Origin of the sequence: Corynebacterium pollutisoli, from assembly GCF_900177745.1 — a bacterium.
Lineage (GTDB): Bacteria > Actinomycetota > Actinomycetes > Mycobacteriales > Mycobacteriaceae > Corynebacterium > Corynebacterium pollutisoli.
Genome location: NZ_FXAR01000012.1, coordinates 46901 through 60350, shown reverse-complemented (window position 1 = coordinate 60350; position 13450 = coordinate 46901). Strand labels below are relative to the sequence as shown.

The 13450-nt window shown below is 59.8% G+C and carries 9 protein-coding genes; 6 read left to right on the top strand and 3 right to left on the bottom strand.

Going from position 1 to position 13450, the window contains the following annotated elements:
• Nucleotides 1–89: 89 nt before the first annotated feature.
• Nucleotides 90–1301 carry a hypothetical protein gene (locus B9Y70_RS12690; RefSeq protein WP_143337653.1) on the bottom strand — a complete coding sequence of 404 codons (1212 nt, stop codon included), beginning with the start codon at nt 1299–1301 and terminating at the stop codon, nt 90–92.
• A 928-nt stretch (nt 1302–2229) separates the two neighbouring features.
• Between B9Y70_RS12690 and B9Y70_RS12430 the strand changes: the two genes are divergently transcribed.
• The 6 genes from B9Y70_RS12430 to B9Y70_RS12405 are packed head-to-tail and all read left to right on the top strand — an operon-like array spanning nt 2230 to nt 10926.
• Nucleotides 2230–4974 (top strand): Z1 domain-containing protein, encoded by a 2745-nt coding sequence (locus B9Y70_RS12430; RefSeq protein ID WP_159449819.1) that lies wholly within the window; start codon nt 2230–2232, stop codon nt 4972–4974.
• Entirely contained in the window at nt 4958–5929 is a 972-nt protein-coding gene (locus B9Y70_RS12425; RefSeq protein ID WP_085550579.1) for a PD-(D/E)XK motif protein, read from the top strand. Before B9Y70_RS12430 ends, B9Y70_RS12425 begins: the two co-directional genes overlap by 17 nt.
• Nucleotides 5929–7899, top strand: a complete 1971-nt coding sequence (locus B9Y70_RS12420) for a hypothetical protein (RefSeq protein WP_085550578.1) — start codon at nt 5929–5931, stop codon at nt 7897–7899. Before B9Y70_RS12425 ends, B9Y70_RS12420 begins: the two co-directional genes overlap by 1 nt.
• Nucleotides 7899–8819: a hypothetical protein gene (locus B9Y70_RS12415; RefSeq protein ID WP_085550577.1), complete on the top strand. Its 921-nt coding sequence runs from the start codon at nt 7899–7901 to the stop codon at nt 8817–8819. The genes B9Y70_RS12420 and B9Y70_RS12415 overlap by 1 nt, the downstream gene beginning before the upstream one ends.
• 44 nt (nt 8820–8863) lie before the next feature.
• Entirely contained in the window at nt 8864–9580 is a 717-nt protein-coding gene (locus B9Y70_RS12410; RefSeq protein ID WP_143337651.1) for a DUF6339 family protein, read from the top strand.
• A 59-nt stretch (nt 9581–9639) separates the two neighbouring features.
• Nucleotides 9640–10926, top strand: a complete 1287-nt coding sequence (locus B9Y70_RS12405) for an ATP-binding protein (RefSeq protein WP_085550575.1) — start codon at nt 9640–9642, stop codon at nt 10924–10926.
• Here the strand turns inward: B9Y70_RS12405 and B9Y70_RS12400 are convergent.
• Nucleotides 10923–12884, bottom strand: coding sequence for a DNA cytosine methyltransferase (locus tag B9Y70_RS12400; RefSeq protein ID WP_143337650.1), 1962 nt, complete (start codon nt 12882–12884; stop codon nt 10923–10925). The two genes, B9Y70_RS12405 and B9Y70_RS12400, sit on opposite strands and share 4 nt — an antisense overlap.
• Nucleotides 12885–12937: 53 nt before the next feature.
• Nucleotides 12938–13387: a very short patch repair endonuclease gene (locus B9Y70_RS12395; RefSeq protein ID WP_205410453.1), complete on the bottom strand. Its 450-nt coding sequence runs from the start codon at nt 13385–13387 to the stop codon at nt 12938–12940.
• Nucleotides 13388–13450 lie beyond the last annotated feature (63 nt).

Genomic DNA, 13450 nt, shown 5'->3' with positions numbered 1-13450 from the left:
AGGAGTTGATTCGAAAGGTACTGCGGTGGTCGCCCACATCTTCCATGGGGTCCTCACCGGCAGTTACAGATACACCACGCTAACGGACGTCACCGGTTGATTCGACCGCTGGTGACAAAGACCGTCCTGTTTATGTGCGTAGGTTCTCGTTGTCGGGACGGGACGAAACTCCTGAAATCGTCCAGTATCTGACGGATGCCCTCCTCTCGAGACCCGAACGTGGCACGAGAACGTCCACGGGGCTCGGAGGCACGTCGCCGGCGCACGTTCTTCTCCGTACGTGGAACCGATTCCAGCTCGCCTACTGAATCGGTGAAGAACAAGGGGATGTCTCCTGAATAGCCGCCCTGTTGCGACCACATTGCGAGTTCTTCTCTCCGTCGATCAAGCAGATCCTTCAGGTCCTCGAGTTCGACTGCGCCGGTAATCGAACCCTGCTTGCGCGACAGTGTCCGCCACTTCTCCAGGTACTGCAGGTAATCGTCCCGGTACCTGTCGATCGCGTCGGTGGAGAGAGGCGAGAAGTCTTCGATCTCGGCCGAGGGGGTGGCGAGACCCGAGTTCGCGCCTGGTTCACTCGTCCTCCGGTCGGATGGCTTCCGGCGCTGAGCTCCGCGGGAACGCCTCCTTTTCCGGGACCTCCTCCTTGAATTCCCGGAACCCGTTGAGTGGTCGGTTTCGGGTGTGGAATTGTTTCCGACAGGTACAGCGTCCTCGGTGGTCCGATCCCCAGCAGAAAGCTCCCGCAGTTCATCGATAACACGGGCGTACCCGTTGATCTCCTCCAACAGGCGCGCCGGCCCGCCACCGGAGGATCCTGAATGTCGGAACCAGGTCTTTCTCAGAACCGCCTGCTGCCTCATTGCTGCGTCTAGCAAACGAGCACACCCCTCCGCGGCTATTTGCCCTCGGCCGACGGCGCGGGTGAGCTCCTTGAGATAATCGAGCGTCAGTTCTCTGTCAGGCTCATTCTTCGCCTCAACGCCCGGGGCAGGACCACTGCTGGCACTCCCAGTCGGATCCTCCACCATGGACCGCTCGTTGTCAGTGGATTTGATCGACAAGATCTCCGGCGCGGGAGTGACCCGTCGGCGCTGACGGGATTCTTCCCGCTTGGCCCGCTTGTAGAGCCGACTGAGGCGTTTGACCAGCCGTCCGGACACTGCCACCTGTTCACCCAGGGTCTGTTCCCACTGATCCGGATTGACTCCTTCGCGTTCGCTGTCCGCTTCCCGGTATTCCTGACGCAGGTCATGGTGAATTAGCTCTGCGGACGCGAGCACCAGACCGACCTCAATCACGCTGTGTTCGCCCGGCGAGAAACCGCGGAGAAAAAGCAGTTAGTCCTGCAGTTCTCTCTTCAGTTCGGGATCACCGTCAAACACTGCAAGGTCTGTGGCCCGCAGACCATCATCGTCCACCGTCTCGAGGGATCCAACGGGGGGATGTTCACCTGCTCCGTTGAGCTGCGTCATTTCCTTCCACCTGATCTCCACCGCCTCCGCAGCGGCGTCGATCAACTGCGATTCGACTCTCGAGAGTTTCTCCCCGAACTCTTCCGACGTTGCACCCCATCCGGCCAGGAACTCCGCGAGGCGCTCTGGTGCCTCACTCTCTCCGCTAAATGCCGCGGATCATCAGCCAAGAGTATCTGCTGGACAGCGGCCTCCACACGTGACAGGTGCTCGTCAAACAGGAGTGTGAAATCTCCCGCGGCACCCATGAGCATGCGGTCAAGCAGCAGGCAAGTATCAGGAACGGTATTTGTCGTCACATCCAAAGACCAAAGCGCTCACCGACAAAAGCGTTCAGTTCTCGAACGTATCCCCGACGATATCTGCAACCATGCAGCTGATCGCGTGGAATGAGCAGCTCGACCTGATTTACGACACATTACAACTCTGCCTCCTCCTATCCGGGCACCGAGCCAGCCCATCTCACCCCCCCCCGAAATCGGGGATTGAGCCGACTGTTCCCAGCGCCTCGTCACCGGAGCTTTCCACCCCAGCCATACGGGCCGTCGGGGAGTTCCGGAAAGCTTCACCAAGTCAGACCGGGATCAACACCCGGCGCTCCTTGCAGGGGATAACACGGAGTGCCGGCACCCAGAGACCGTCGCTCAATCATTCGAGCTATACGCCGACGCTGTCAGGTATTCCCGCTACTGTTGTACATAAATCAGAATCGAACACCGCCACGACTTGTTCACCGAGTAGTGAAAGGGAGCTCATGCCTGAACGACAGCTCGACGAAGATCTTGTCCTCGACTTCGTGGAGGACTTCAATGATCAGTCCCGACTCGGGCGTGATCTGGACGCCACGAAGAAAAAATTCCTGCGCCGATTCCCCGATTCCCAGGCGGCGATCGAGGAAGCGTACGAGAGACAGCGCCAGGCCCTGGGTTTCGCGAACCGTCGTCACCAGATCGGCGCCTACAAACGGGAAAAGCGCGGCGAACACTGGTATCGCCCCGACGTCAATGTAGATGTCTTCTGGCCGCCGCTGCGGACAATCATCGAGAACGATCTGGGCGATGCGATCCACAGCATCGATGACTCCTCCACCGCGGTGGTCAACGGGCTCCGTCCGCATCAGGAACTGCAGAACACGAAAGGCCTGGTGCTCGGCCACGTTCAGAGCGGAAAGACGACGAATTTCCTGTCTGTCATCGCCAAGGCCGCAGACGCGGGTTTCCGTCTCGTGATCGTCCTCACCGGAATCACCGAGAACCTCCGGCAGCAGACCCAGGAGAGGATCGATGAGCAGCTGATCAATCCTCAGCGGCAGCGTTGGCACCGATTGACGAGCGTTGAACACGACTTCTCCGGTATTGACGACAACGCTGCCAAGCTCGCCAACCATAACGAGAGATTCATCGCAGTCGTCAAGAAGAATTCTGCACGTCTCAGAAGGCTCAACGAGTGGTTGAACAGCGCCGCCGACATCGTGCACCAGTGCCCGATCCTCGTCATCGACGACGAGTCCGATCAGGCTTCCATCGACGTCTCTCCGCACACCAAGTCAGAACGCTCAGCGATCAACCGGCAGATCAATCACCTGCTCGACCACGACATCACAGCCTACGTGGCCTACTCGGCCACTCCGTTCGCGAATATCCTGATCGACCCCAGCAAGACCGACGACCTCTATCCGTCGGACTTCATCGTGACTCTTCCGGAGCCCAAGGGATACTTCGGATCCCGAGCGCTGTTCGGCCGCGCACCGCTCAATGGTGAGGACCGGAGCGATGTGGATCCCGACGGTTACGACATGATCCGCATCATCTCGGAGGAGGAGGTCGAGGGAATCCGCCCCGGCGGTAAGAACGATCCTGACAAGGCGGTCGTCGGAGGTGAGGGTCTCAGTGCCGCGATCAGGTGGTTCATCATGGCCACAGCTGCTCGACGATTCCGAGGCCAAGGCAATAAACACTCATCCATGCTGATCCACACCTCCATGCTTACTGCGGACCACGAGGATCTGCGTATCCAGGTCGATCACGAGCTCTCGGGCCTGCGTTCGGTCGTCAGGTCCCACACCGATCTTCCCTCGGCATGGCGTGAACAATGGGAGGAGGAACGCGGACGGGTGCCTGCTGAAACCTTCGGTCTACCACCGGTGACGTTCGATGATATTGCCGGGATCATTCCCGAGGTGCTCCGTGAGACCCGTCTGATCGTCGATAACGGGACATCCACCCAGCGACTCGATTACACGAAGGGGCCGGTGTCGGTCATCGCCATCGGCGGAAACACCCTCTCACGCGGCCTGACCCTCGAGGGGCTGGTCTCCTCCTATTTCGTTCGGCGTGCCTCCGCATACGACACTCTGCTCCAAATGGGGCGGTGGTTCGGATTCCGGAACGGCTACCAGGACCTGCCGAGGATCTGGATGCCGGAAGAGCTCAACCGGTGGTTTCACGACCTGTCCACCGTGGAAGCGGAACTGCGTGAGGAACTCGACGTCTACGTTCAGGAACAGGCCTCCCCGATTGAGATTCAAGCGCGCATCCGGATGCATCCCGACATGATGATCACCAGCCGAGCCAAGATGCAGGACGCCGTCGCGGCTCAGGTCAGCTTCCAGGGCAAGAAGGAACAGACGATCAAGTTCAAGGAGAAGGATCGCAGCTGGCTGACCGCAAACGAGAGGGCCGTCAAGAAACTAGTGCGGGAGATGCAGACTCGTGGCATTGACGAACAGACCGGTGCTTACGGCTCCCCTGTTTTTGTCGGTGTGCCCTCACAACTCATCATGGACTTTCTCGACGAGTACTCGATTCACCCCGAGACCAGGCTGGGCAAAGACAATGCCAAATTGCTGAAGAAGTACATCAGAAAGGAGTCGGAGAACCGAAGGTTGCGCAGCTGGAATGTCTCTTTCATGACCCAGAACAATGACGAGCTCGGCACCATCGATCTGGGGCTCAAAGCCGAGATCCCACTCCTCAAACGCTCCAAACTGGTGACCAGTAAAGAAGGTGAGGCGAACATCAAGGCGCTGGTGACCACCCAGGACCGACTCAATGACGTGCTCCGCTCCACCGAGGAGGACCGCGCGGCATTCCGTCTCGAAGTCGAGGAGGAGATCAAGGAGGCGGGCAGTAAGGAGAATCCCGTCCGAGAGCTCCACGACAAGCACGTTGGTCCCGGAGTCGGGCATCTCGCAATCTATCCGATCCAGGCCAAGTCCGATCCCCGATCTGTGGCAAGTGCAACCAGCTCCGCCGGAAGCACATCCGGAGAGACGAAGGGGCAGCACCGCACGAGTCTGGATGCTGCCACCGATGTGCTCGGTCTCGGACTGTTTTTCCCCACGTCTTCAGCACCTGACTCCGCGGTCGACTACGTGACTGCCCCGGAGCCTGATCAGGAGATCATTGACGAGTACCGCGCTGCAGCGGAAGAGGTGCGGGCCCTCAATGAAATGGATGAAGCTGCAATGAGGAGTGAGACCGATGACGCCATCGATTGAGTTGTTCAACGAACTGCGTGCGGCGATGGAAGCGTCGCCGGAATCGTCGCGTCACGGAAACGATCTGGTCACCAGACTCGCGAACAGCTCCGGCGCTGTGCGTATCTTTCGGGAACTCGACGGACGGATGGGAATCTTCATCCCACTCGGTAAAGATGACCCCAGGAGCATCCCACCGGATATCCGCAGTCGGTACATCACTTTGCGTACCGTGCAACGGGACGGACGCGATCTCATTCAGCTCCAGCTTGAGAATCCGGCGCTGGAGAACGTCTTTCACGTCTTCGTGGATACCTTCTTCAAGCACTTCCGCGCTGACCGAGAGCGTGCCGCGACCATCGCTCAGGCTCAGCTCAAGCGCTGGCGCTCACTGTTCACCCCGGTTCCCCCGAACTCTCTCAGCGACGCGGAGGAGATCGGTCTCATCTGCGAACTCCAGGAGATGGAGATCCTGCTTGCCACCGATGGAGCACTCGGCTTCTACCGGTGGACCGGACCGGATCAGCAGGCGCACGATTTTCGACTGGAGGACCGGGGGATCGAGTGTAAAGCCACCCGGATTTCCAATGGTCTCCACGTGACTATCAACGGTGCACAGCAGCTGCTTCCCGAGCCTGACACCCGACTGCTTCTCGCGGTGCGTAAGTACGAGAGCAGTCCGAACGGCGAGATCACGCTCAGTGGTGTTGTGCGACGGCTTCTCGAGAGTGACTTGGTCCCGTCAGACGAGCTGCTCAGCCGCCTGGAGGAAATGAGGTTCTCTATGGCGGGGGTTGATCCCAAGACCGAGAACAGCTACCGGCTCGTGGGCAGATACGTGTTCGAAGTTGGGGAGGGATTCCCCAAACTCATCGTCGACGACACCGAAGAGAGAATCTCGGCGCTCCGCTACAACATCGATCTCACCTCTCCCGAGAGCATTCCAGGTTACCGAAAGGACGGTTCACTGACCTGATGTCCCACACAGCTTTTCACCACGAGGAGTTCTTCCTCGACTCGGGAAACATGCACGGAAACTCCGCGACCTCGGCCATCGGACGTCCGAGTCTGGAGAGTTGGGATCTGTTCACCCGAGAAACCCTCCAGAACAGTTGGGACGCGAGAGACCGGTCCAGCAATGAGGACGGGGTCACTTTCTCGATTGATTACCGTCGGCTGTCGGGACACAGGTCCGAGGCGCTCAGGACTTTCTTCGGATCAGGAACTGAGGGGCTGCCGGCGTTGGAGAATTTCCTCGCCGAATCCCGGGAAGTTCCGTTGCCGGTGCTTCTGGTCAGTGACACGGGCACTTCCGGCCTGCAGGGGCCCACCTCCGCCGCCCAGCACTGTGAAGGGCGGGATGACTTCGTCTCATTCGTCCGGAACATCGGGCGCCGTGCAGAGAAGGAACTGCGTGGTGGCACCTACGGATTCGGAAAAGGCGTCTTCTTCAACATGAGCGACTCGCAGACGGTGCTCATATACACCCGAACCAGAGACGAAAATGGAGAACCGGTCCGACGGTTCATCGCCATGGCCAACGGAAACGGTTATACGAGGGACAGTTACGAGTACACGGGTCGGCATTGGTGGGGTTTGAAGGCGACCGGCGTAAGAGAAAATATCTATGCCAACCCGTTCACCGGGTCGGATGCCGACGCGTTGGCCCGTACGTTCCAGATGGACGCACACTTCACTGACGAACGGCCGACCGGAACCACCATTGCTGTGGTCGATCCACGCATCGATTCGGACGAGGTGGATGCTGTCATGGAGACCATCTCCAAGGCTCTCACAAAGTGGGCATGGCCCCACATGGTTTCTCAGTCGGAAGACATGGATCCGATCGACTTCTCAGTTACGGTTGACGGCCGCGAAATCCCAATTCCTGACCCGATGAAGGACCCCCTCCTGCGGCCGTTTGTCCGGGCCTATCGACTGGCTATCAAGGAACCGGAACACCTGGATCCGGAGACGTTCGTCTCCGAGTTCGAGACCTCCGGACCCCGCAAATGGATGGACATCGTCTCGGGGCGCCCCGTGGAGTATCTGGGCCGTCTGGCCGTTCAATCCACCCACGCGGAAAGTAACCCCCAGGCATCCGTTCTCGCTGACGGGACGAACCACCACGTGGCACTGATGCGCGGGCCCAGAATGATCGTCAACTACTGGCAGGGACCCCGTGCCTCCGCCGAGGACTGCTATGCCGGCATCTTTCTGGCAGCGGAACACCTTGACCCCTTGTTTGCCGCGAGTGAACCACCTGCTCACGACGAATGGAATCCGACAACGGTGAACCTCAAGGATTCCCGATTCCACCGGAACGGTAAGGCCAGGAGTTCGAACCCTGTGCGTATCGCCATGAATCGTCTCCGGGACTCCCTGAAGAACGCGTCACTGTCGAAAGTGGAGAACGACTCCACAGGCGACACGTCTGCACTGAGCACCATCTCCAATTCGCTGGGAACCGTCATGCCCAATGCAGCAGGGACCAGTCGTCGCGTTTCCCCACCAAGAACAGGACGACTCACCCCGCCCCAGCCGGGGAAGAGCCACAACGGTGTACGCTCGTCCATTTCCCTGGCATCACTGCATGCGACGTCGCGCGGCACCCTCGCGCTGTTCAAGGTCGGCGTTGACTCGAGTGCCAAGGCACTCGAGAACGAGGTACGCGTCGAGGTCGAATCGGCCGTGCTCGTCGATGGCAAACGCCAGCTCGAGGCCAAGGACGGACTGACCATGCCGACCCACATCGGATGGGTTGCGCCTCATGAGATCGAGGACAATCTGGAGACCATTGCCGGCCGAAAAGCCAGCGAGCAGGACCTTCATCGAATGATGCGTTCTCCCTCCTGGGAGAGTTACTACGCGGTGATCCAACCCGCCAATTCGGCCATTTCCGCTGATGTCGTGGTGAAGATCAATACGGAGGAAGGTGACCAGTAGTGGCGACGACGAGTCTGGGTTACAACGTCCCCGCAGAGGACACGATTTCAGTCCTGGCCTACGACGTGTTGGTCGACGACGTTTCGATAATGACCGAGGACTCCGGTGCGGCGTCCGCCACCTGGTCCGACCAGTCCACCGTCACCTCCTACTTCGAGATCGAGGTGAGCCTCGACGAGGCACTCCGTCAGGTGTTCCGCGTATCCTCCAGCCGAGGCAGCGCAGTCCTGGGAGCAGTCATCAACTGGAAGTCGTCCCGCACCGGTCTACACGGTGCCTCGACACCGGTCACGCTGGTGAACGGAATCAACACCGTGAGTCTCAGCCTCGACGGCTCCATCCTGGGAGGGGATCTCAACCTCCGTGTCAGTGTCATTCTCCTTGAGAACCCGGGCGCGACACCCGAGGACCTCGGTCCGACCATGATCGGGTCCCGGCTCTGGGAGAACTCAGTTCGCGTACGCCTGGAGGGCGCAGGATCACAGTTCCCGACTAGCGCGTTCGATTTTGAGAAGGCCGGTTTTGATCCGATTCACGCCATGTGGAAGCTCGACATCGACTCCGCCCTCGAATCCCACATCTCCTCCGCGGTCCGTCTCAAATTGAATTCCGGACACCCGCGGGTTGCGGAGTATCTGGCTGATCCGAACGGGAAGTCCCAGGAAGAGTTTCAGCAGTTTCTGCGAGCCGACACCGTTGTGCAGATGATCGTCTTTGCACTCAACACGGACCTCGCCCAGCTCGAGGAAGACTCGGCAGAGGAGGGCACCCTGGCCGAGACACTCAGACAGATGCACGATGTGTATTTCCCGAATATCTCTATCCACTCGACACGTGAGCTCTATCTGGCGGATCCGAGTTTCGTCACCGCCACAGTGCAGGCAAGCATCTTCAATCCGAATCGGAGGATGGGCAAGTGATCTCAAAATACCTCTCCCATTATCGTCTGGAGAGAAGTGACGCTGTGCGCATCATCTCCGAGATGGTGCAACTCGACGTCGAGCAGTGTTCTTCGCTTGCCACTGTCACCCATCCGAAAGCGTACCCCCCTCCCGTTGTCACCCAATTGCCCACGGCCGGTGCTTTACGGAACATACGGGGCGGTGTACTCGCCATCGCCGAAGAACATGGCTTTCCCCACAGGATGAAGGCCAAGGATCCGTCTCTTTCCGAATTCGACGTGAAAGTCGGCAATTTCCTTCTGAACTCCTTGTCCATTTCCCCTGCCGATGCCGGAATGGAGGAGACGTGGAACTTCCTGACTCTGGTGCTGATGCCGGATGTCGCAGCTTGGCGTTTCCAGAACAAGTCAAAGAATCCCGAGTATGACCGTTGGCTGGGGCGTCCGCGCAACGTGTTCCGGAAAGCCTGGTGGCGTGCGTACTGTCTCGGCCCCGACCTGAATGCGACACTGGGTGAGGACGAGGGAGTCAACATCATGGAACGGCCGACCTTCGGACTCAACCCCCTGCTCGCACGCGCCATTGCCCGTGCGCACAATGAATTCAGCGGAGGGTACAGTCTCGCAAGGTCGGAGCTACTGCGGTTGGTGATGGTGCAGCTCGGTAAGATCTCTTCGATCGTCAATCTCGATGCCTTGCCGGAACGCGAGATCATTAAGCTTGTCAACACCACTTACCGTGCTACCGCAGACAAGTTCGAGGCGACGCTCAACAGCTGACCAGCCCGCTCTCAACCATCAGAACTGCCCAGCCGGTTTTCTCATCAGGAAGAAGGGACATGCCCAACCGTCTCTCTGTCGCACCTTCGGCACGCCGCCTCACGAACTCACTCCGCGACATCGGATACAGCTTTGAATCCGCCGTCGCGGATCTCGTGGACAACAGCGTGGCAGCCGGTGCCGATCAGGTCGTGATCGACATTCATTTTGCCGGCCGTGGGTCCTACCTGACCATCGCAGACAACGGTGCCGGCATGCACGAGGACCAGATCAACGAGGCCATGCGTTTCGGAAGCCGCCGAGAGTACGAGGACGGCGATCTGGGACGCTACGGTCTCGGACTCAAGACCGCATCGCTCTCCCAGTGCAGACGACTGGAGGTGGTGAGCAGGGGAAACCGACTCTCATCCCCCGTAGCCCGTGCAATCGACCTCGATTTCATTCAGACGGTCGACGACTGGGTGACCCTCGATATCTCGGAGGAACCTGAAGCACTCGAATCCGCCTCCCTGATCAACGGGGACAGAGGTTCAGTCGTGGTGTGGCGCAAGCTGGACAGGTTGCTTCCCGCGAAGTCCCCGGAGGGAGGATGGGCCCGTCGACGCATCGAAGGGCTCGCCCCGAAACTGGAGGCTCACCTGTCCATGGTTTTCCACCGCTTCCTATCCGGAGAAGCAGGTAAGCGCATCAGCATCATCGTCAACGGTGTCGGCCTTGATGCCTGGGATCCCTTCGGGAGGGACGAAGCCGCGACGGAAACCCTTGATGTGGACGAGTTTGAGATCGAGCACGGTGATGTGTCTGACACTGTGACCCTTCGACGGTATCTCCTGCCCTCCCGGGAGGAATTCTCCTCTCGGGAGGCATTCGAGGCAGCCTCCGGTCCGGAGAAGTGGAATCGCCAGCAGGGACTCTACATCTACCGGGCCAATCGCCTGGTTCAGTGGGGTGGCTGGGCCGGTATCCGGACGATCGACGAGCACACCAAATCTGCACGTGCCTCGCTGGACTTCGGGACGACCCTCGATGAAGCCTTCAATATCAACGTGGCGAAGATGCGGGTGAATCTGCCGGGCCAGCTCCGAAAAATGATGTCCCGTCCGGTGAACGAACTTTGTATCGCGGCGGATGCGGCCTACCGACGGAATAACCAACAGGCCCCGAAGGAGGATGCCGCAGCTCCCAAGAAGTCTTTTGTTCTCGGTGGCGACGAGTCTGGGGCAGCCATCGGGTTGGCGCTGCGCACCGCGGCGGCACGGACCGGTAATTTCGCTGCCCTGGAAGCCATCTCAACACTCATCAAGGACGAAATGCCGGACCTGGCCAGGCATCTCGGCTTCGACTAGAAGAGTTCCTCCTGCCCGTCGGAAGTCGGAACGCCGAATCTCCGGCACTTGCGGCGCAACGGGCAGATGTCGCAAGCCGGATTCTCGATGGTGCATACGGTCCTGCTGAGTTCGAAGAGGGCGAGATGGGCGGACCCCGCATTCTCGTTCATTCCGAGCATGCGCGCGATACTCAGGCGCCCCTCCGAGAGCTTGTTCCGGCTTTCCGTATCCGTTCCCTGGAATCGTGTGGTGATCCGGAGAATGCCCTTCGCCACGATCACCGGTTCCTCACTCTTGTTCCCTTCCGCATCTGCGGTTGGAGCAGAGAGCTCCAGGACATCGATGAGTGCCGGGTTGACGGATGGAAGCCTGTCCCTGCTGATCCGTGGTTCCCAGAGTGCTTCGGGGTCCCTGCGGATCTCCTCTGCGAGACTGTTCAGACGCTCGATGCGCTTTTCGAAACGCTGCCCGGTGAAAACCGACTTTAGAACCCGAATCGTCTCCTCCGGAACCGGCTGCCCCGGTACCGGTCCAGGTAGATCCTTGATGAGGGGCCAGATCATCCGTAGTTCCTCACGCGAGGCCCTCTCCAGGAAGATCTCACAGATCAGTATCTTCCACCGGTTCCCGGTGCGCAGCCACGGCTGCAGTAGTGCATCCTCAGGGAGGTCGCGGTACCAGCCAGCGAGAACGACTGCGATCTCCCTCGCCTGAACAGACTTCTTGTCTCCAGCTTCGAGGGCGGCGAGAGCGGCGCGGCCGATCTCAGCTCCGAGCCGAACCGGAACTGCGTTACCGATCTGGCGGAAAGCGGCGCTGGGAGGGCCACTGAATCGGAAATCGTCAGGGAACGTCTGCAACCGCGCAGCTTCGCGGACGGTGAGGGTCCGCGACTGGCGCGGGTGGATGAACCCGTAGCCGTCCTTGGCAATGTGTGCCGTGATCGTCCGGGACAGATCGTTCTCATCCAGACGCTTGTACTTGTCGTCGAAGATGTCCGAACGGTACCGCCGGAGGTGATCCGGCAATTCGGAGTACTTCGTCTCAGCGGTCATGAGTTCGAAGGCCTCGCGATCATCCTCCCGGACCGGTCGAGTGATGTGGTCGTAGAGCCTGTTCGACTCTCCCCGGGGGACGTTCCGACGGATGTACTTCTGGAAGTCCGTGATCGGCCCCTTGTACTCGGCCCACCCGTCGGCCCCACCGGGAGGCCGCCATCCTCCCTCCACCTCCGGCATGTCACCGATGGCGTTCCACACGGTGACCTTCTTCGTGGTCTCCTCCGGCCAGGTGAACTGGACGTTGTCCCGCAGCGCAACAAGAATGAGTCGCTGACGGAACTGGGGAACCCCATACCGCCAGGTGTCGATGACCCGCTCTGCGACGCTGTACCCGATCTGCTCGAGTTCCTCCATCATGCTGCGGAGGATGAACATCTCGTTGTCGAGCGCCATGTCCGGAACGTTTTCCATGATGACGATCTTCGGCCTGGCCAGCTGGACGACTTCAAGGTAGGCGCGCCAGAGATCGCGACGTTTGTCCTCGGGATCCCGCTCCCCTCTTTCGACGAGATGGCGGATACCGGAACGGCCGGCCTTCGAGAAGGGTTGACAGGGCGGTCCACCTGCCAGGACCTCGATACCGGCGGCTTTCATGACCGCGGCCACTCGCTCGACATTCTCCTTGGTCGCCAGATCCCAGTCGACCGACATCCCAGGAAAGCGGGCACCGTGAGTTTCAACGGCGTAATCGTAGTGGTCGACTCCGAAGACAACCTCAATCCCGGCGTCTACGAGCCCCTGGCTCAGTCCCCCGGCACCGGCGAAGAGATCCGCTCCGAGGATCGCTCCGGCTTCCCGTCGCTGTTCGGCGTACTCGATGAGTTCCTCAACAGATCCACAATGATCGGGATGCAGGGGCAGCTTCACGTAGGGACCGCGGATCTGCTTGACGGCGAACTCATCTACCTTTTTCACTCGCACAGCGTATCGGACTCAGCCGATACAACCACCCTTCCAACTCGAACACTTCAGCGACGACGAAAGGTGAGGTCGCGCCACACCCATTCGACTTCATCGGCTATTTCCTCCGGATCGTCGTGCTCCCAGTAATGAAGCGGCAACCAGCCCATGATCTCCAGGGCGGCGTCCTTCTCACGATCCCGTTCCTGATTCCTAAGAAGCTTAGCCTCCCACCAATCACCGTTGTTCTTGGGGATACCACCATGTACCGGGCAGGCATGCCAGAAGCAACCGTCGATGAACACCGCGATCCTCGCCCTCGTGAACGCGATGTCGGGCGTCCCGGGCATTCCCCTGAGATTCACCCGGAAGCGTAAACCGCGACGGTGCAGCTCTGAGCGCACGGCCCTCTCGATCGCCGACCCCGCCCTCGGCATTCTCCGCATCTGATTTCGAACGTGAATGTTCAGGGGGCGTGGGCGCTCCCCCGACCCCAGTTCGTGGACAGGCTCGGTCATGAAACCCATTCTGGCAGGCTCGCCGGTCTGGTCTCCACAGACACCGGTGGCCGGCAGCACCCC

Excerpts from the sequence above, each read along its gene's own strand:
- B9Y70_RS12430 (WP_159449819.1), top strand. The coding sequence starts at position 2,230 with ATGCCTGAACGACAGCTCGACGAAGATCTTGTCCTCGACTTCGTGGAG.
- B9Y70_RS12425 (WP_085550579.1), top strand. The coding sequence starts at position 4,958 with ATGACGCCATCGATTGAGTTGTTCAACGAACTGCGTGCGGCGATGGAA.
- B9Y70_RS12420 (WP_085550578.1), top strand. The coding sequence starts at position 5,929 with ATGTCCCACACAGCTTTTCACCACGAGGAGTTCTTCCTCGACTCGGGA.
- B9Y70_RS12405 (WP_085550575.1), top strand. The coding sequence starts at position 9,640 with ATGCCCAACCGTCTCTCTGTCGCACCTTCGGCACGCCGCCTCACGAAC.
- B9Y70_RS12395 (WP_205410453.1), bottom strand. The coding sequence starts at position 13,387 with ATGACCGAGCCTGTCCACGAACTGGGGTCGGGGGAGCGCCCACGCCCC.